The sequence below is a fragment of the Pseudomonas sp. B21128 genome, assembly GCF_044218865.1.
Classification (GTDB): Bacteria; Pseudomonadota; Gammaproteobacteria; order Pseudomonadales; family Pseudomonadaceae; genus Aquipseudomonas; species Aquipseudomonas iridis.
This window is the reverse complement of record NZ_CP162590.1, coordinates 2,251,830-2,271,430: the sequence shown is the minus strand read 5'-3', so window position 1 is coordinate 2,271,430 and position 19,601 is coordinate 2,251,830. Positions and strand designations below refer to the sequence as shown.

Genomic DNA, 19,601 nt, shown 5'->3' with positions numbered 1-19,601 from the left:
TGCAGCGCGAGGTTTACTGTATTCGCCCTGTGTCCAAAAACCGTGACAACGCAGTTGGCCCACGCCCAAACATGGCGTGCAGGCCTGTTCAGTGTTCAAAAGGCCGTTCAAGTAAAAAGGAAAACCGCAGCGATGGCGTATTACCTCAATCCTCAAGACGTTACCGCTCTGCCCGCCTGGCAAGCGTTGAAAGATCACCGCCAAGCCATGCAGGATTTCAGCATGCGCGAAGCCTTTAACGCCGATCCGCAGCGCTTCAATCAGTTCACCCTCAGCAGCTGCGGGCTGTTTCTCGATTATTCGAAGAATTTGATCAACGCCCAGACCCGCGATCTGCTGGTGAGCCTGGCCAATGAAGTCGATCTGAAGGGCGCTATCCAGGCGTTGTTCAACGGCGAAATCGTCAATACGTCTGAACAGCGCCCTGCGCTGCACACCGCTCTGCGCCGTCCGGTCGGCGACAAGCTGTCGGTCAACGGCGTCAACGTGATGCCGGAAGTGCACAAGGTGCTGAATCAGATCACCGATCTGGTCGGCCGCATCCACGACGGTCTGTGGCGTGGTTACACCGAGAAGCCGATCACTGACGTGGTCAACATCGGCATCGGTGGCTCGTTCCTCGGCCCTGAGCTGGTGTCCGAAGCCTTGCTGTCCTACGCGCAAAAAGGCGTGCGCTGCCACTACCTGGCAAACATCGACGGCAGCGAGTTCCATGAACTGACGCAAAAGCTGCGCGCCGAAACCACGCTGTTCATCGTTTCGTCGAAGTCGTTCAACACCCTCGAAACCCTGAAGAACGCGCAGGCCGCACGCGCCTGGTACCTGGCTCAGGGTGGTTCGGAAGCCGAGCTGTACCGTCACTTCATCGCGGTGTCGAGCAACAACGCCGCGGCCGTGGCGTTCGGCATTCGTGAAGAAAACATCTTCCCGATGTGGGACTGGGTTGGCGGCCGTTATTCGCTGTGGTCGGCCATCGGTTTGCCGATTGCCCTGGCCATCGGCATGTCCAACTTCAAGGAACTGCTGTCCGGTGCCTACACCATGGACCAGCATTTCCAGACCGCGCCGTTTGAACAGAACATGCCAGTGCTGCTGGCCCTGCTCGGCGTGTGGTACGGCAACTTCTGGGGCGCGCAGAGCCACGCGATCCTGCCGTACGACCATTACCTGCGCAACATCACCAAGCACTTGCAGCAACTGGACATGGAGTCCAACGGCAAAAGCGTGCGTCAGGACGGTACCCCGGTCTCGACAGATACCGGCCCGGTGATCTGGGGCGGCGTCGGCTGCAACGGTCAGCACGCCTACCACCAGCTGCTGCATCAAGGCAGCCAACTGATCCCGGCCGACTTCATCGTGCCAATCGTCAGCTTCAACCCGGTGTCCGACCACCATCAGTGGCTGTACGCCAACTGCCTGTCGCAGAGCCAGGCGCTGATGCTCGGCAAAACCTTGCCGGAAGCCGAAGCCGAGTTGCGCGAAAAGGGCATGAGCGAAGACCAGGTGTGCAAACTTGCTCCGCACAAGGTGATCCCGGGCAACCGTCCGAGCAACACCCTTGTGGTCGAACGCATCAGCCCGCGTCGTCTTGGCGCACTGGTGGCCATGTATGAGCACAAAGTGTTCGTGCAGAGCGTGGTTTGGGGCATCAATGCCTTTGACCAGTGGGGCGTGGAACTGGGCAAGGAATTGGGCAAGGGCGTTTACAATCGCCTGGTCGGCAGCGACGAAACCAACGCTGACGATCCGTCTACCCAGGGCTTGATCAACTACTTCCGCGGTCGTCACCGCGGTTAATCCGTCACTGCGCGCCAGGCCTGAGCGACTGCTTGCGGTCTGAGCGCGACGCTGATTGATAGAGAGCCCCTGAAATTCAGGGGCTTTTTTTCGTCTGGCGTTTGGCGTCGATTCAGCCTTGGCTCAAAGACCGTTTCCCCCTCACCCCAGCCCTCTCCCGGAGGGAGAGGGGGCTAACGGAGGTGTCTGACGCTATCCATCGAATATCCCTCGATCAGTCCCCTCTCCCTCCGGGAGAGGGCCAGGGTGAGGGGCTCTTGGCGATGCGAGCTGTTCGCAGGTCTTGAACCCTTCCACCCATCGGCGCATCTTTATCCTTGTGCACACAAGAATAAGGAACCGTCATGTTCGATATCAGCACGTTCCCCCAAGCCGATGCCGTACGTCGGGCTGCTCAGTTGAGTCAGGACGACTATCAGCGCCTGTATCGCGAATCCATTGAACATCCCAGCAGTTTCTGGGCCGAACAGGCCACCCGCTTCCTCGACTGGAGCACGCCGTGGCAGACCGTTCAGCGCTACGACCTGAAAACCGGTGAAGCCGCCTGGTTTGCCGGCGGCAAACTGAACGTCAGTTACAACTGCATCGACCGGCACCTCGAACAGCGCGGCGATCAGACGGCGTTGCTCTGGGAAGGCGACGACCCTGCCGAATCGGCACAAATCACCTACAAAAAACTCCATCATCACGTCTGCCGACTGGCCAACGTGCTAAAAAGCCGTGGCGTGAAGAAAGGCGATCGGGTGTGCATCTACATGCCGATGATTCCCGAGGCCGCCTACGCCATGCTCGCCTGCACCCGAATCGGCGCCGGTCACTCGGTGGTATTTGGCGGCTTTTCCCCTGACTCCATGCGCGACCGTATCCTTGATGCCGATTGCCGCACCGTGATCACCGCCGACGAAGGCGTGCGCGGTGGCAAATTCGTGCCGCTGAAAAGCAACGTCGACAAAGCCCTGCAAAGTTGCCCTGATGTCAGCACTGTCATTGTGGTCGAGCGCACGCAAGGCAAAGTCGATTGGGTCGAGGGCCGAGACCTTTGGTATCACCAGGCCGTGCGCGACGTCAGCGACGATTGCCCACCGGAACCGATGGACGCCGAAGACCCGCTGTTCATCCTCTACACCTCCGGCAGCACCGGCAAACCCAAAGGCGTTCTGCACACCACCGGCGGCTATCTGCTGCAAGCGGCGATGACCTTCAAATACGTGCTCGATTACCGCGACGGCGAGGTGTTCTGGTGCACGGCCGACGTCGGCTGGGTCACTGGGCACAGCTACATCGTCTACGGCCCTTTGGCCAATGGCGCGACCACGCTGATGTTCGAAGGCGTGCCGAGCTATCCGAGCAGCTCGCGCTTCTGGCAGGTCATCGACAAGCACAAGGTCAACATCTTCTACACCGCACCGACGGCACTGCGCGCGTTGATGCGCGAAGGTGCCGAACCGTTGAAGGAAACTTCCCGACAGAGCCTCAGATTACTCGGCAGCGTCGGTGAGCCGATCAACCCGGAAGCGTGGGAATGGTATTTCAACGTGGTCGGCGAACAACGCTGCCCCATCGTCGATACCTGGTGGCAGACCGAGACCGGCGGCATCATGCTCAGCCCCTTGGTCAGTGCGCAGCGGATCAAGCCGGGCTGCGCCACGCAACCGATGTTCGGCGTGCAACCGGTGCTGCTCGATGAACACGGCAAGGAGATCAAAGGCGCCGGCAGCGGCGTGCTCGCCATAAAATCAAGCTGGCCGGGGCAGATCCGCAGTGTCTACGGCGACCCGCAACGGATGGTCGATACCTACTTCAAGCCCTACCCCGGCTACTACTTCACCGGCGACGGCGCCCGTCGCGACGAAGACGGCGATTACTGGATCACCGGACGTATCGACGATGTGATCAACGTTTCCGGCCATCGTATCGGCACCGCCGAAGTGGAAAGCGCGCTGGTGCTGCACAACAGCATCGCCGAGGCCGCAGTGGTCGGTTATCCACATGACGTCAAAGGCCAGGGCATTTACGCTTTCGTCACGCCGATGAACGGCACCGAGCCCAGCGATGAATTGAAGAAAGAGTTGCTGGCCCACGTCAGCAAGGAGATCGGCAGCTTCGCCAAACCGGATCTGATCCAGTGGGCGCCGGCCTTGCCGAAAACCCGCTCAGGCAAGATCATGCGGCGCATATTGCGCAAGATCGCCTGCAACGAACTCGACAGCCTCGGTGACACTTCGACCCTGGCCGATCCGAGCGTGGTGCAAGGCCTGATCGACACGCGCCTCAATCAGTAACCCTGGCGGGCGCGGCCAACCGAGCGCGCCCCTTCTCTCTCACTGAGTGCTCATGGAATTCATCCGCAGCCGTATCGAAAACCAACTCATGAGCCTGACCGGCCTGTCCCTCGGCCAGCTCGATCTGGAAAACCCCAAGGGCGACCCGGGGCTGTTTGGTCCCGACTCGGTCAGTTGGCAGGTGCACGGCGACTTCAGCAGCATGTTGATCGGCGGCATCAGTGCGCTATTGCTGCAGGCGCTGCATCCGCTGGCGCTGGCCGGGGTCTGGGATCACTCGAACTTTCGTGAAGACATGCTCGGGCGTTTGCGCCGCACCAGTCAGTTTGTCTCCGGCACCACTTTCGGTTCACGCCGCGACGCCGACTGGTTGATCGAGAAAGTCCGCACCATTCACCTGCAAGTGGTTGGCACGGCGCCAGATGGCCGGCCTTATGCCGCCAGCGATCCGGATTTGCTGACGTGGGTGCATGTGGCGGAAGTCAGCAACTTTCTCGCGGCGCATCTGCGTTATCGCAATCCCCAGTTGTCATTGGCCGATCAGGACCGTTATTACGCAGAAATCGCCGTGGTCGCCGAGCGTCTCGGCGCCCGGGATGTGCCGAAATCGCGGCAGGCCGTGGCGGATTATCTGCAACGCATGCGCCCGCAGTTGCTCTGTGATGAGCGCAGCCGCGAAGTGCTGCGTCTGCTGCTTGAAGCCCCGGCCCCCAGCCTGATGGCGCGGCCATTTGGCGATCTGATGATGAAGGCCGGCATCGATCTGTTGCCCGACTGGGCCAGCGACATGCTCGACGCCCGACAGCATCCGCTGCAACGCCAACTGATCCGCGCCAGCGTCAAGCGCAGCGCGCCGATGCTGCGCTGGGCGATGCGCAATGGCTCGGTGCAACGGGCAAAGCGGCGGATGGGGCTGCTTCGCTGACGCTCAGAGCTGCAAGCTGCAAGCTGCAAGCTGCAAGTTTTGAGCTTGAGGGGTTGAAGCTTGGAGCTTGCAGCTCAGTAACTGTTAAACTCCCGCGCCCCAATTCTCTCCAGCAAGGCGCCCGCATGTCTTCCTTGAATCAGGCGCTGCGCGCCGCCCTCGATCAACGTCAGGACTTGCTCTCTGTACTGCACAGCCAGGGCACCGATTGCTATCGCCTGTTCCATGGCAGCCAGGAAGGCGCTGGCGGCCTGACCATCGACCGTTACGGCCCGCAGCTGCTGGTGCAAAGTTTTCACCAGACACTGGAGCGTGACGATCTGTTGCAACTGCACGCCATCGTCAACCAGACCCTGGGCCTGGAGACTTTGCTGGTCTACAACGACCGCTCCCGCGGCAACTCGCGTATCGACCGCGAAGACCACGTCTACCGTGCCGACGACGCCGCGCTGGTGGATCTGGTCGGTCACGAATGGGGCCTGAAGTACCGGGTACGCGGGCGCCATGCCGGGCAGGATCCGCTGCTGTTCCTCGACCTGCGCAACACCCGCGGCTGGGTCAAGGATCACGCCAAAGGCAAAAGCGTGCTCAACCTGTTCGCCTACACCTGCGGCGTTGGCTTGAGTGCCGCGGCCGGTGGCGCCCGTGAAGTGTGCAACCTGGATTTTGCCGAGGGTAACCTCGCGGTCGGTCGCGAAAACGGTTTGCTCAATCCGCAGTTGCCGGAAATGGCGTTCGTCCAGTCCGACTACTTTCCGGCCATCCGCCAACTGGCCGGTCTGCCCATCAGTCAACGACGCGGGCAGAAACTGCCGAGCTATCAGCGCCTGGAACAGCGTCAGTACGATCTGGTACTGCTCGATCCGCCGGCCTGGGCCAAGAGCGCGTTCGGCACCGTCGACCTGCTGCGCGATTATCAAAGCCTGCTCAAACCGGCCCTGCTGACCACCGCCGACAACGGCGTGCTGATCTGCTGCAACAACCTGGCAAAAGTCAGCATGGAAGACTGGCGCGAACAGGTTCTGCGTTGCGCCGAGAAGGCCGGGCGCCCGGTGCGCGAATGGAGCGTGATGACCCCGGGCGCAGATTTCCCGTCGCGGGACCAACAGCCGCCGTTGAAAACGCTGATCCTGCAGCTCTGACGCTCACCCACGAATACCACACTCCACTGTGGGAGCGAGCTTGCTCGCGAAGTCGTCATGTCAGTCGGCCTATTTATCAACTGACCCACCGCTTTCGCGAGCAAGCTCGCTCCCACAATATTGGGTGATTGCAGACTAATCTGAACAATCCTGTCCCTCGCCAGGTACTTCGGAACCAGAATCGCGTGCCATACTCCAAGGCACTCCGATTACGACAGATGAAGCCGCACATGCCCAAAGGATTGATTCGCGCGATTGGCGCACTGTTGACCGCTCTGGCCCTTTACAGCTTGCTGGGGTTTCTGATTTTACCGGGCATCGCCTTGCGTGTTGCCAACCAGCAATTGGCCAACTACGCGGCGGTGCCTGCGCATATCCAGCGCATCGAACTCAATCCGTTCAGCCTTGAAGTCACCTTGTGGGGCCTGGTCATCGGCGAGCCCGGCAAAGAACAGGTCGGGTTTGAACGCCTGTACGCCGACCTGCAGCTCGACAGCCTGTGGACGAAAGCAGTCCATCTGTCCAACATCGAACTGGACAAACCGAAGACCGAGATCCTCTTCGCCAAAGACGGCAAGCTCAACCTGCTCGGTCTGTTCAACATACCCGCCAGTGAACCGACACCCGCCGATCCCGATGCCAAACCGTTTCCTCTGCGCATCGACCAGATCAAACTCGCCAACGGTGTCGTGCACTTTGAGGATGTGCGCCCGAGTGAACCCATCGAATTCCTCTACGACGATCTCAACTTCGAGCTGAAAAATCTCAGCACCCTGCCCGAAGACAGCGCCGACATGACGCTGGTCGCGATTGGTCCCAACGGTGGCCGAATCGACTGGAGCGGCAATTTCAGCCTGATCCCGATCACCTCCGAAGGCACGCTGAAAATCACCGACGGCAATATGAAAGCGTTTTGGCCTTATGTGCGAGATGCGGTGCCCCTGGTTCTTGAAAACGGCGTGATCAACCTCAGCACCAACTACACACTCAATCTGTCGAAACAAACCGAGCTGCAACTGAACAACGTTGCAGTGAGCATCGCGCCGTTCGCGATCAAGGCACCCGACGGGCGCCCACTGGCGAAACTCGAACGTCTTGACGTCAGCGAGACCTCGGTAGACCTGGCGAAACAGCACGTGGTGGTTGGCAAGATTCGTAGCCAGAAACTGGAAACCTGGGCCGCCCTTGAGGCTGACGGGCAACTGGACTGGCAGAAACTGTTCGCCAGCCAACCTTCGAAACCCGCCGCCAAAGCCGCCGCCGAACCGGCCAGCACACCCGCAACCGCCGACTCGCCGAAACCTGAACCAAGCGCGCCGGACAAGCCATGGCAAGTACTGCTCAAAGATGTGCAGCTGCGCAACTACACCGTCCATGTGGCTGACCGGTCGGCCAATCCACCGGTGACACTGGATGTCACCCCGCTGAACGTCGACCTGCAGGATTTTGACAGCCTCAATGGCTCACCCTTCAAGCTCAAACTCGATACCGGGTTAGGCAAACAGGGCAAGATCCTCGCCGATGGCACGGTCAATCTGGCGCCGGTCAACGCCCAGCTCAACGTTAAAACCCAGGACATCGACCTGCGTGTCGCGCAGTCCTACATCAATCCGTTCATTCGTCTCGAATTGCGCAGCGGCATGCTCGGCAGTGACCTACAGGTCAACCTCAAGAGCACCGAACCGCTGGCGCTCAGCGTGACCGGCCGCGCGCAGATCGATCAACTGCACACCCTCGACACACTGAAAACCCGCGACTTCCTCAAGTGGCAGCAAGTGGTCGTGGAAGGCCTGAACTACCAGCACGGCGACAGCCTGTCGATCGACAAGGTCAACCTGTTTCAGCCGTACGTGCGCTTCATGATCAACGATGACCGCACCACCAACATCGATGATCTGCTGATTCCGCAGCCTGCCGACAGCGGCACGGCAACCGCCGCCGCCAAACCGGCCAGCAAAGACAAACCCTTGGGCATTCGCATCGGCGGTATCGCTATCAACGACGGCTCGGCCAACTTCGCCGACTTCAGCCTGACGCCGAATTTCGCCACCGCTGTCCAGCAACTCAACGGCCAGATCGGCACCATCGACAGTCGACAGTCGAAACCGGCCACTGTCGATATCAAAGGCAAGGTTGATCGTTATGCGCCGGTGACCATCAAGGGCGCGGTCAATCCGTTCGACCCGATGGCCAGCCTCGACATCACCACCAGTTTCAAACGGGTCGAGCTGACCACCCTGACGCCCTACTCCGGCAAGTTCGCCGGATACCGCATCCGCAAGGGCCGGCTCAACCTCGACCTGCATTACCTGATCACCAAGGGCCAACTGAAGGCCGAGAACAAAGTGGTGGTCGAGCAATTGCAGCTGGGTGAGAGAGTCGACAGCCCGGATGCGACAAGCTTGCCGTTGAAACTGGCGATCGCGTTGCTCAAGGACGTCGACGGCAAAATCTCCATCGAGTTACCCGTGACGGGCGACTTGAACAATCCGCAGTTCAGCGTGATGCCGATTGTCTGGCAGACCCTGCGCAATCTGATCGTCAAAGCCGCTGCGGCGCCATTCAAAATGATTGGCGGTTTGGTCAGCGGTGGCGGCTCCCAGGATCTCGGCACGGTGTCCTTCGCGCCGGGCTCCAGCGAGCTGAACAAGGATGCCGAGGGTGCGCTGATCAAGCTGTCCCAGGCACTCAAGGAGCGTCCGGCCCTGCGCCTGGAAATCGAGGGCGTCGCCGCCAAAAGCAGCGACGGCCCATTGCTTGCCGAACAGCGCCTGGAACGTGAATACCAATACAACTACTACAAGATGCTCCAGCGCCGCGGCGATAAAGTCCCGGCTCAGGCGTCCTTGATTGAAGTGCCGGACAGCGAGAAAGGCCCGCTGCTCGAAGGCATTTATCGCACGCGTCTGAAGACTCAGCCGCCGGCCGAATGGAAGGATCTGGGCAAGGAAGAACGCACAGCGAAAATGCGCGAAGGCGTGATTCAGTTCTGGAGTTCCAGCGATGTGCTGCTGCGTCAGTTGGGCCAGGACCGTGCCAGCAGCATCAAGGATTTTCTGGTGGACAAGGGCCAACTGGCTGACGACCGCGTGTACTTCATCGACACCAATCTGGGCGAGGCTGAAAGCGACGGTAGGGTGGTGACGCAAATGCACCTGGATGCCGAATGAGCAAACACAAATGGCTGGCAGCGATGGCACTGACATTCGTTGTTGGCCAGGCGTCAGCCTCCGATACGTTGCGTTGCGGCAGCCAACTGATCAGCCTTGGCGACCGCGCAAGCGAGGTGCTGAACAAGTGTGGCGAGCCTGTCAGCCGCGATGTACTGGGTTACAAGCGCAGCGCCAATCGGCGGGAAGAGTTTCAGGTCGAGGAATGGACCTACGGCCCGAACAACGGCATGTATCAATACCTGCGCTTTGAAGGCAGCCGCCTGAAGCGGATCGACAGCAAACGCGGTAACTGATCCTCATCCGACACCGTACCTGAGGGATCGAGCTTGCTCGCGAATGCGTCAGGTCAGTCAGCCTATTAATCAACTGACAGATTGCATTCGCGAGCAAGCTCGCTCCCACCTTTATTTCTTTTTTCGCCCTGAAATAAAACAGGCCCCGATACAAAGTGCCGGGGCCTGTAATGATCACATCCGTGTGATCGTTCGCATGAACTCTAAAGTTGCGGCAGACGTATTGCTCGGCCCGTCTGTCGCCTCTTCTCCCGGTCCAGGCGAGAAGTCATGCCTTACTCGGCTTTCAGGCCGTCAGCGGAGACCGCTTTAACGCCTTTGATTTTCTTGGCGATGGCTACCGCTACGTCTTTCTGCGAATCGGTTACAGCAGTAGTCGACGACAGCGATACAACACCTTTGTTGGTTTCAACTTTGATGTCGGTGCCTGGAATGCCTTTTTCGGTAACCAGGTCAGCTTTGACTTTGGTGGTGATCCAGGTATCGGAAGTATCTTGTTTCATCTCGGTGACTTCACCGGCTGCCAGAGTCATTGGAGCCTGGGTAGCCTGAGCCGATTGTGCGAATGCACCGGAAGCCATGGTCAGGGTCAGCGCGGTTGCAGCAGCGGCAGTGATAGCGAACTTCTTCATACGAGTAACTCCTGTTTTTCTGGAAAGTCTGCTGGATGTCTTGTCAGCAGGGTTACCGTAGATATTGCGAACGCTGTGCCAACTTTTCAGATAACATAAAACCTATATAAATCAATAACTTATAAATAAGGCAAATTTCCGGATTCATGCAAAATGCATGAGTGGCTGAATATTCACATGCAAGTTGCGGCTTTTTGAAAAGTTCCTAAGGCGCTGAAATTATTGAAGCTTTTATGAAGCGCTGCGCAATGAAAAATGCCCCGCATTGCGGGGCACTTAGCCAACAAGACAAGGACAACCTTATGTACCGCTAGCCGTGCAGCCTTTTGGCGAATAGTCAGGTGCAACGGTAGTGCCGCAAGTCCAGAGACCCGCGCCCGTGCCAGAGGACCGAGTGAGGGTGATGGTTTTGTCCAATACTGGGCCTGGCGCATTTTTGATTGTGCAAACAATCGTCCCGGCACCCGATGATGCGGTGCCCGATGCGGTCACAGAACAGTTTGAGGTGGTAACCGTCGCACTGCCCGCCACGTTAGTCAGTGTGGGATCAGTCCCTTGGTTAATGACGTCCTCGAATGGCACTTTCATCGCACTGATCTCTGCCAACCCCGCCGTCACCTTGGACCGCGCCTGATATTTCGAATACTGCGGCAGGGCGATCGTCGCCAGAATCCCGATGATCGCCACAACGATCAGCAGCTCGATCAGCGTAAAACCTTGTTGTCTTTTCATAGAAACGCTCCATGCATGAGTCGAAATCTCATGATCTGAGAAGAACCGAGCACAGCCCATGCCAAGCGCCTAAAGCCCTGCAGGTAAAGCGCGAGCAACGCTCTACGCTGTTTCCTACAGCCAGCAACCGCACTATCTGACACTTTTTGTCACCTGCATCGACCGTGTTAGGCGCTGTCACTTGACTAGGCTATAAGTCATGAACTGCAAGCGTGCGGAATCCCCATGAATGACATCGCTCTGAGCGGTCTGGCCAAGCAATTGGTGCAGGCCGAACTGCTCACAGAAAAAAGCGCCCAGCAGGCCTGGCAACAGGCCCAGCGCAATCGGCTGTCGCTGGTCAGTTATCTGGTGCAGAACAAACTGGTTAAGAGCGCGCAGGTCGCCGAGATCGCCTCCGAGCACTTCGGCATGGCGTTCCTCGACCTTAATTGCCTGGACAAGGAAACCCAGCCCAAAGGCCTGGTCAGTGAAAAACTGGTGCGCCAGCATCACGCCCTGCCCTTGTGGCGACGCGGCAACAAGCTGTTCGTGGGGATTTCCGACCCAAGCAATCATCAGGCAATCAGCGACATCCAGTTCAGCACCGGGTTGAGCACCGAAGCCATCCTGGTGGAGGACGACAAGCTCAGCGACGCCATCGAAAAATTCTTCGACACCCACGGCACCGGTCTCGAAGACATGGCCGACGTCGATCTCGACGGCCTCGATGTCGAATCGATCGACGACAACAAGCAGGACGCCATTGGCGGACAAGACGCCGACGATGCGCCGGTGGTGCGTTTCGTCCACAAGATGCTGCTCGATGCGATCAAAAGCGGCTCCTCTGACCTGCATTTCGAGCCTTACGAAAAAAACTACCGGGTACGGGTGCGCACCGACGGCATTCTGCGCGAGGTGGCCAAGCCACCGATCCAACTGGCCGGGCGCATCGCCGCACGGTTGAAAGTCATGGCCAGCCTCGACATCTCGGAACGGCGCAAACCGCAGGACGGGCGGATCAAGATGCGCCTGTCCAAAAGCAAGTCGATCGACTTCCGGGTCAATACCCTGCCGACCCTGTGGGGCGAGAAAGTGGTTATCCGGATTCTCGACCCCTCCAGCGCGCAAATCGGCATCGACGCCCTCGGCTATGAGCCTGAGCAGAAAGACCTGTATTTGGCAGCCCTCAAGCAGCCACAAGGGATGATTCTGGTCACCGGCCCCACTGGCTCGGGCAAAACGGTGTCGCTGTACACCGGGCTGAATATTCTCAACACGGTCGACATCAACATATCCACCGCCGAAGACCCGGTGGAGATCAATATGGAGGGCATCAACCAGGTCAACGTCAACCCCAGACAGGGGCTCGACTTTGCCCAGGCCTTGCGCTCGTTTCTGCGTCAGGATCCGGACGTGATCATGGTCGGCGAGATCCGCGATCTGGAAACCGCCGAGATCGCGATCAAGGCTGCGCAGACCGGCCACCTCGTGCTTTCGACACTGCACACCAACAGCGCGGCGGAAACCCTGACGCGACTGCATAACATGGGCATCCCCGGCTTCAACATCGCCACTTCGGTCAGCCTGATCATCGCCCAGCGGCTGGCGCGCAAGTTGTGCAGCCACTGCAAGAGAGCCATCGAGATTCCGCGCGAAACCCTGATCAAGGAAGGCTTCCCCGAGGAACGCATCGGCAGTTTCACGATCTACGAGCCAGTCGGTTGCGATCACTGCAATGGCGGTTACAAGGGACGCGTGGGAATTTATGAAGTGGTGAAGAACACAGCAGACCTCCAACGACTGATCATGGCCGAGGGCAACTCGCTGGAAATCGACATCCAGATGCGCCGCGACGGCTTCGACGACCTGCGTACCTCAGGCCTGCGCAAGGCCATGCAAGGCATTACCAGCCTGGAAGAAATCAACCGGGTCACCAAGGACTGAACATGGCGGTCAAGGCAGCGAAAATCAGCGTCTACGCCTGGGAAGGTACGGACAGGAAAGGCAGCAAACTCAGCGGCGAATTAAGCGGGCAGAACCCGGCACTGATCAAGGCTCAACTGCGCAAGCAAGGAATCAGTCCGGGCAAGGTGCGTAAAAAAACCGCCTCGCTGTTTAGCTTCGGCAAACGCATCAAACCCCGGGACATCGCCCTGTTCACGCGGCAGATGGCGACCATGATGAAGGCTGGCGTGCCGCTGCTGCAGTCGTTCGACATCATCGGTGAGGGCTTCGAAAACCCGGCCATGCGCAAACTGGTCGACGAGGTGAAGCAGGAGATCGCCGCCGGCAACAGTTTCGCCAACGCCCTGCGCAAGAAGCCGCAGTATTTCGATGAGTTGTATTGCAACCTCGTGGATGCCGGCGAACAGTCCGGTGCCCTCGACACGTTGCTGGAACGGGTCGCGACCTATAAGGAAAAAAGCGAAGCCCTCAAGGCCAAGATCAAGAAAGCCATGACCTACCCCACCGCCGTGGTGCTGGTTGCAGCCGTGGTGACCGGGATTCTGCTGGTGAAAGTGGTGCCGCAGTTCGAGTCGGTTTTTTCCGGTTTTGGCGCCGAATTGCCGGCCTTTACCCTGCTGGTCATCAGCCTGTCGGAGTTCATGCAGCAATGGTGGTGGGCGATACTCGTTGCGCTGGTGGCCGCTTTTTTCGGCACCCGCCATGCGCTGAAAACATCCCAGGCCATGCGCGATCGCAAAGATACCTGGCTATTGAAACTGCCGTTGGTGGGCACGCTGATGTACAAATCTGCCGTTGCACGCTTCGCCCGGACCCTGTCGACCACATTTGCTGCCGGCGTGCCGTTGGTGGAAGCGCTCGACTCGGTGGCCGGCGCCACGGGCAACGTGGTGTTCAAGCGCGCGGTATTGCGCATCCGCCAGGATGTTTCCACGGGCATGCAGCTGAATTTTTCCATGCGCACCACCGGGGTTTTTCCCAACATGGCGGTGCAGATGACCGCCATCGGCGAAGAATCCGGTGCGCTGGACGAGATGCTCGACAAGGTCGCCGGGTTTTACGAGGACGAAGTGGATAACATGGTCGACAACCTCACCAGCCTCATGGAGCCGTTCATCATGGTCGTCCTGGGGGTGATTGTCGGGGGTCTGGTGGTGGCGATGTACCTGCCGATCTTCCAACTCGGCTCAGCGATCTGACATGCCTATCGACGAACTGTTTGCCGTTTACCCACTGGCCTTTGTCTGCACGGCGCTGCTGCTCGGTCTTATCGTCGGCAGCTTTCTCAATGTGCTGGTCTGGCGCTTGCCGAAAATGCTCGAACGCGATTGGCGCCAGCAGGCGCAGGACGTGCTCGGTCTGCCCGGCGAAACGCCGCTGCCGACCTACAACCTGATGCTGCCGCACTCCGAGTGCCCGCACTGCGCACATCGAATTCGTGCGTGGGAAAACATCCCGCTGCTCAGTTATCTGTGCCTGCGCGGACGCTGCTCCGCGTGTGCAGCGCCGATCAGCAAACGCTATCCGCTGACCGAGCTGAGTTGTGGACTGCTTTCGGCGTTTATCGCCTGGCAGGTGGGTTTTGGCTGGCCGGCCTGTCTGTTGATCTTCCTCACCTGGGGCTTGCTGGCGATGAGTCTGATCGACACCGAGCATCAATTGCTGCCCGATGTGCTGGTGCTGCCGTTGTTGTGGCTGGGGCTGATCGTCAACAGTTTCGGGCTGTTCGTGCCGCTGCACGATGCAATGTGGGGCGCGGTGGCCGGTTACATGGCGCTGTGGTCGGTGTTCTGGCTGTTCAAACTGCTGACCGGCAAGGACGGCATCGGTCACGGTGATTTCAAGCTGCTGGCGCTGCTCGGCGCCTGGGGTGGCTGGCAGATTCTGCCGCTGACGATCCTGCTGTCTTCGCTGGTGGGAGCGATTCTCGGGGTGATTTTGCTGCGTGTGCGCGAGCAGAAAACCTCGACGCCGATCCCCTTCGGCCCCTATCTGGCAATTGCCGGCTGGATTGCCTTGCTCTGGGGTGGTCAAATAACCGACTTCTATTGGCAGTTTGTCGGTTTGAAATGAATACCCCTGTGGAAAAACCCTGGATTCTCGGCCTGACCGGCGGCATCGGCAGCGGCAAAAGCGCCGCGGCCCAGCACTTCATCGACCTTGGCGTCCATGTGGTCGACGCTGATCACGCAGCACGCTGGGTGGTCGAACCGGGTCGCCCGGCGCTGGCCAGGATTGCCGAGCACTTTGGCGCCGGCGTGTTACAGGCTGACGGCACGCTGGATCGTGCCGCCCTGCGCAAGTTGATCTTCGAAGTCCCGGAGCAGCGCCGCTGGCTCGAAGCCCTGCTGCATCCGTTGATCGCCGAGGAAATCGCCCATCATCTGGCGCTGGCAAAATCGCCCTATGCGATTCTGGTTTCGCCACTGTTAATCGAATCCGGGCAATACGCGATGACCCAGCGAATCCTGGTGATCGACGCTCCGCAACAACTGCAGATCGAACGCACCTTGCAGCGTGACCAGACCAGCGAACAGCAGGTTCAGGCGATCCTCAAGGCCCAGTCGAGCCGTGAAGACCGCGTGAGCCGTGCCGACGACGTGGTAGTCAACGACCGCGACCTCGCCTGGCTGCACAGCGAGGTCGAGCGCCTGCATGACTTTTACCTGACTTTAAGTGGAGGCCAATCATGAGCCAGATCCCAACCGTAGAATGCCCAACGTGTGGCGCCCCCGTGGAATTCACTCCGGCTAACAAATTCCGGCCGTTCTGCTCCGATCGCTGCAAATTGATCGACCTCGGCGCCTGGGCCTCGGAAGAGCACAAGATCCCTGTTGCACCGGACGCCGAGGATGAACTGTTTTCCGGCGATTTCGATCCGCGCCACTGATCCCGTCAGGGCCGCATGAAGCCGTAGTCCTGATGGTCGTCGAGGTTTTCCGCCAGAAAGCGCAACTCGTCGGCCAGGTCTTCGGCGTTGCGCACGGTCTTGCTTTGTTGCACCACCGCACTGAGCAAGGCGCGCAGGCTCAACCCCGGATCGAACCCCACCTCTTGCGCCATCTCCAGACTCTTGCGGGTTTCCTGCCGCGCCCACTCGTAAACACTCATATTGCCGCTCCTGAAGGGATTTGACCGAGCATGAAATGCCGCGCGCGTGGCGGGTTTGATGTGGATCAAGACTTGGGATCGTCGTCCTTCCAGGGTGCCGAAAGGTAGCGCGTGCGATTGAACGTCTCCAGCCATTCCGGGCTGAACACCACCAGTGCGCTGACCACCATGCCGTTGATGAACGCCTCGGGGAATATGATCAGCCACAGGTAGCCGATGAAGTCTTCCAGCCATTCGGGCATGGCAAACAGGCCGTCGTACCAGAGCAATGTCAGGCTCAGCAGTAGACACAGCAACGCCGACAGCGCGGCGGCGAGAAACCCGGAGCAGAAGATGTACACAAAGGGATTGCGTGGCTGGGCGCGCTCGACGAGGATCGCCACGCACTCGGTAATCAGCACCGGCAGCAGAATGAACAACGCACCGTTAACCCCCAGCGCCGCTAGATCCTGACGCCCGAGCAGCAACAGCCCGACCTGCGCCACCAAGCCGCCGACAATCGCCAGCGGCCAGTCGAGCAGCAACGTCACCGCCGTCATGCCAATGAAGTGATAAGACACTCCGGTGTCGAAATCTCGGCGCACCAGCCACAACAGAAACAACGCGAACACCGTGCCGAACAACAGATGCTGGCGACGGCTGTCACTGAACAACTCGACCCAAGGAGCACGAACAATCGCCCAGAACAGCATCGGCAGATAGATCAGCCATCCGAGCGTCAGACTTGTGGATGACAGCAGTTCGGCGCCGATCATAGGTGATCCTTCGCTGACGCCTGGGGCCGCGCCAGCCAAAGATCGAGCAGCAACACTGTTATATTTTTCACGCGGTTCTCCCGTCGAGGCAGATCTCAGTCTATACCGCCGTTTGCGACTCGCCGTATCACGCTTCTGCGCGTGGCGCGCAGAGAATCCGGAGGAGAGAAAAAGTTACGAAAACTTTACGGGACGAGACAACAGGCCCGCCGATACTGCGCGGCGCTAACAAAAAGGCGTTACATATGTCCATTGCGGTATTACGACTCATCAGCTTCATTCTGGGAATTATTCTGATCACGCTGGCGGTGAGCATGCTGATACCCATGCTGACGCTGGTGATCCATGATCGCAAAGATGATATGTCGGCCTTCCTGTGGTCGAGCTTGATCACAGCGCTGTGCGGGCTGGTGATGATTAACAAGGGTCGTCCCGAGAACGTTCAGTTACGTCCTCGCGATATGTACATGCTGACGACCGCCAGTTGGGTGGTTGTGTGCATATTCGCCGCATTGCCTATGGTGCTTATCCAGCACATCAGCTACACCGACGCGTTTTTTGAAACGATGTCAGGCATCACCACAACTGGATCGACCATCCTTACCGGGCTGGACACGGCATCTCCAGGATTGCTGATCTGGCGATCGATGTTGCATTGGCTGGGCGGGATCGGCTTCATCGGCATGGCGGTGGCTATCCTGCCATTACTGCGGGTCGGGGGCATGCGGCTATTCAAGACCGAATCGTCCGACTGGTCGGAAAAGGTCACGCCGCGCTCCCATGTCGCCGCCAAATATATTCTGGGGCTTTATGTCGGGCTTACCGGTCTTGCTACGCTGGCCCTGTGGATAGCAGGGATGACGCCGTTCGAAGCCATCAACCATTCAATGTCATTGATTTCCACGGGAGGATTTTCGACCTCCGATGCCTCGCTGGCACATTGGACACAACCGTCCATTCATTGGGTGGCGGTCGCTACCATGATTCTGGGCAGCCTCCCTTTCACGCTGTACGTGAGCACGCTTCGCGGCAATAAACGGGCCTTGTTCAAAGATCATCAGGTACGCGGGTTCATTGGCTTTTTGCTCATTACCTGGGTGCTGGTCGGTACCTGGTTGTGCTTGCACAGCGAGTACGGCTGGTGGGAAGCGTTTCGGATCGTGGCGGTCAACGTGACATCGGTGGTCACGACAACCGGCGTAGCACTGGGGGATTACACGTTATGGGGCAGTTTTGCCGTATTGCTGTTCTTCTATCTGACCTTTGTCGGGGGCTGCTCCGGTTCCACCGCTGGCGGTCTTAAAATATTCCGCTTTCAGGTGGCTGGCACGCTGCTAATGGGCAGCCTGAATCAATTGATCCATCCTCGCGCCGTGATCCGAAAAAAATACAACAAACACCCCATCGACGAGGACATCGCCCGTTCGCTGCTGACGTTTTCATTCTTTTTCACCATCACTATCGGGGTGATCGCCATGGGTTTGGCGCTCATCGGCCTGGACTGGACAACTGCATTGAGTGGCGCGGCTACCGCCGTCTGCAACGTCGGGCCTGGCGTTGGCTCGATCATTGGCCCGGCGGGAAACTTTTCCACATTGCCCGATGCTGCCAAATGGCTGCTGACTGTCGGCATGCTGTTGGGAAGACTGGAGATCCTCACCGTCCTGGTGCTGCTCACACCGGTTTTCTGGAAATACTAGTCTCGACAACCAATTGAGATTTATTGCCTAGACTCCTCTTGTCCACCGTGCAAACGCTTTTGAGTCATGAGCCGCACGAGAACTAAAACAAGAGGAACATCTCAATGCTTAAATCATTGCGCAACGCAGTCGTCTGCGCACTTGCGCTGGGCGTATCGGGCCTGGCGCTGGCGGCCGATCCAATCGTTATCAAGTTTTCCCATGTAGTCGCCGAGCAAACGCCCAAGGGTCAAGGCGCCCTGCTATTCAAGAAACTCGTCGAAGAACGCCTGAAGGACAAGGTCAAGGTTGAGGTCTACCCGAACTCTTCATTGTTTGGCGACGGCAAGGAAATGGAGGCACTGCTGTTGGGCGATGTGCAACTCATTGCTCCGTCGCTGGCAAAGTTCGAACAATACACACCGAAATTGCAGCTATTCGACTTGCCGTTCCTGTTCAACGACATCTCCGCCGTTGACCGTTTCCAGCGCAGCCCTCAAGGCCAGGAACTGCTCAAGTCGATGGAAAGCAAGAACATCACAGGCCTGGCTTATTGGCACAACGGCATGAAGCAGTTGTCCGCCAACAAGAAGCTGGTTGTACCGGGCGATGCCCGGGGTCTGAAATTCCGTGTACAGGCGTCGGCCGTACTGGATGAACAATTCAAAGCAGTGAAAGCCAACCCGCGCAAGTTGAGCTTCGCCGAGGTGTATCAGAGCTTGCAGACCGGTGTCGTGAATGGTGCGGAAAACCCTTACTCGAACATCTTCAGTCAGAAAATGCACGAGGTGCAGAAGTTCATCACCGAATCCGACCATGGCTTGCTCGACTACATGCTGATCACCAATACCAAGTTCTGGAATGGCCTGCCGCCGGATGTGAGAACCGAACTGGACAAAATAATCGTCGAGGTTACCGCCCAGGTGAACAAAGACGCCGAGAAGCTCAACCAGGACGCCAAACAGCATATCGTCGACGCCAAAACCACTGAAATCATCCTGCTGACTCCGGAACAACGTGGCGAGTGGCGTGAAAAAATGAAGCCGGTCTGGGCGAAGTTCGAAGGTGCTATCGGCGCCGACCTGATCAAGGCCGCCGACGCCTCAAACCAGGCTCAGTAAATCTGCCCGCAT

At 58.6% G+C, this 19,601-nt stretch carries 17 protein-coding genes; 13 read left to right on the top strand and 4 right to left on the bottom strand.

The annotated features are described in order from the left end of the window. The first annotated feature begins 132 nt into the window (after positions 1-132). The 6 genes from pgi (at position 133) to AB4P91_RS10095 (ending at position 9,612) form a co-directional block, all read left to right on the top strand. Entirely contained in the window at positions 133-1,797 is a 1,665-nt protein-coding gene (pgi, locus tag AB4P91_RS10120; protein WP_150595337.1) for a glucose-6-phosphate isomerase, read from the top strand. Positions 1,798-2,141: 344 nt separating this feature from the next. Beyond that, complete coding sequence (gene acs / locus AB4P91_RS10115; RefSeq protein WP_395604728.1) at positions 2,142-4,079, top strand: acetate--CoA ligase; 1,938 nt, start codon at positions 2,142-2,144, stop codon at positions 4,077-4,079. A 52-nt stretch (positions 4,080-4,131) separates the two neighbouring features. Next, positions 4,132-5,004 (top strand): oxygenase MpaB family protein, encoded by an 873-nt coding sequence (locus tag AB4P91_RS10110; protein ID WP_150597117.1) that lies wholly within the window; start codon positions 4,132-4,134, stop codon positions 5,002-5,004. A 125-nt stretch (positions 5,005-5,129) separates the two neighbouring features. After that, complete coding sequence (locus AB4P91_RS10105) at positions 5,130-6,146, top strand: class I SAM-dependent rRNA methyltransferase (protein ID WP_395604727.1); 1,017 nt, start codon at positions 5,130-5,132, stop codon at positions 6,144-6,146. Positions 6,147-6,364: 218 nt separating this feature from the next. Next, positions 6,365-9,316: a DUF748 domain-containing protein gene (locus AB4P91_RS10100; RefSeq protein WP_395604726.1), complete on the top strand. Its 2,952-nt coding sequence runs from the start codon at positions 6,365-6,367 to the stop codon at positions 9,314-9,316. Next, positions 9,313-9,612 (top strand): DUF2845 domain-containing protein, encoded by a 300-nt coding sequence (locus AB4P91_RS10095; RefSeq protein ID WP_150597114.1) that lies wholly within the window; start codon positions 9,313-9,315, stop codon positions 9,610-9,612. Before AB4P91_RS10100 ends, AB4P91_RS10095 begins: the two co-directional genes overlap by 4 nt. A gap of 275 nt (positions 9,613-9,887) precedes the next feature. Here AB4P91_RS10095 and AB4P91_RS10090 read toward each other — a convergent pair whose 3' ends face one another. After that, positions 9,888-10,244, bottom strand: coding sequence for a BON domain-containing protein (locus tag AB4P91_RS10090; RefSeq protein ID WP_150597113.1), 357 nt, complete (start codon positions 10,242-10,244; stop codon positions 9,888-9,890). 300 nt (positions 10,245-10,544) lie between these two features. Beyond that, on the bottom strand, positions 10,545-10,976 hold the full coding sequence (locus tag AB4P91_RS10085; RefSeq protein ID WP_150688181.1) for a pilin: 432 nt from the start codon (positions 10,974-10,976) through the stop codon (positions 10,545-10,547). Between the two features lie 225 nt (positions 10,977-11,201). Between AB4P91_RS10085 and pilB the strand changes: the two genes are divergently transcribed. The 5 genes from pilB to yacG are packed head-to-tail and all read left to right on the top strand — an operon-like array spanning position 11,202 to position 15,813. Continuing rightward, a complete protein-coding gene (gene pilB, locus AB4P91_RS10080) occupies positions 11,202-12,902 on the top strand; it encodes a type IV-A pilus assembly ATPase PilB (protein ID WP_395604725.1) in 1,701 nt (566 codons plus the stop codon). 2 nt (positions 12,903-12,904) lie between these two features. Beyond that, a complete protein-coding gene (locus AB4P91_RS10075) occupies positions 12,905-14,122 on the top strand; it encodes a type II secretion system F family protein (protein WP_150595330.1) in 1,218 nt (405 codons plus the stop codon). A gap of 1 nt (position 14,123) precedes the next feature. Then, entirely contained in the window at positions 14,124-14,996 is an 873-nt protein-coding gene (locus tag AB4P91_RS10070; protein ID WP_150595329.1) for an A24 family peptidase, read from the top strand. Beyond that, positions 14,993-15,616 carry a dephospho-CoA kinase gene (gene coaE, locus AB4P91_RS10065; protein ID WP_150597110.1) on the top strand — a complete coding sequence of 208 codons (624 nt, stop codon included), beginning with the start codon at positions 14,993-14,995 and terminating at the stop codon, positions 15,614-15,616. Before AB4P91_RS10070 ends, coaE begins: the two co-directional genes overlap by 4 nt. After that, positions 15,613-15,813, top strand: a complete 201-nt coding sequence (yacG, locus tag AB4P91_RS10060; RefSeq protein ID WP_016773149.1) for a DNA gyrase inhibitor YacG — start codon at positions 15,613-15,615, stop codon at positions 15,811-15,813. Before coaE ends, yacG begins: the two co-directional genes overlap by 4 nt. A 5-nt stretch (positions 15,814-15,818) precedes the next feature. On the opposite strand, the gene AB4P91_RS10055 is transcribed toward yacG, so the two are convergent. Both AB4P91_RS10055 and AB4P91_RS10050 read right to left on the bottom strand, forming a co-directional pair. After that, positions 15,819-16,034: a hypothetical protein gene (locus AB4P91_RS10055; RefSeq protein ID WP_395604724.1), complete on the bottom strand. Its 216-nt coding sequence runs from the start codon at positions 16,032-16,034 to the stop codon at positions 15,819-15,821. 65 nt (positions 16,035-16,099) lie between these two features. Beyond that, on the bottom strand, positions 16,100-16,789 hold the full coding sequence (locus tag AB4P91_RS10050) for an energy-coupling factor ABC transporter permease (protein WP_395604723.1): 690 nt from the start codon (positions 16,787-16,789) through the stop codon (positions 16,100-16,102). Positions 16,790-17,034: 245 nt separating this feature from the next. Between AB4P91_RS10050 and AB4P91_RS10045 the strand changes: the two genes are divergently transcribed. After that, positions 17,035-18,489 (top strand): TrkH family potassium uptake protein, encoded by a 1,455-nt coding sequence (locus AB4P91_RS10045; RefSeq protein WP_047303280.1) that lies wholly within the window; start codon positions 17,035-17,037, stop codon positions 18,487-18,489. 104 nt (positions 18,490-18,593) lie between these two features. Beyond that, positions 18,594-19,589, top strand: a complete 996-nt coding sequence (locus tag AB4P91_RS10040; protein ID WP_150597108.1) for a TRAP transporter substrate-binding protein — start codon at positions 18,594-18,596, stop codon at positions 19,587-19,589. Positions 19,590-19,601: the final 12 nt, after the last annotated feature.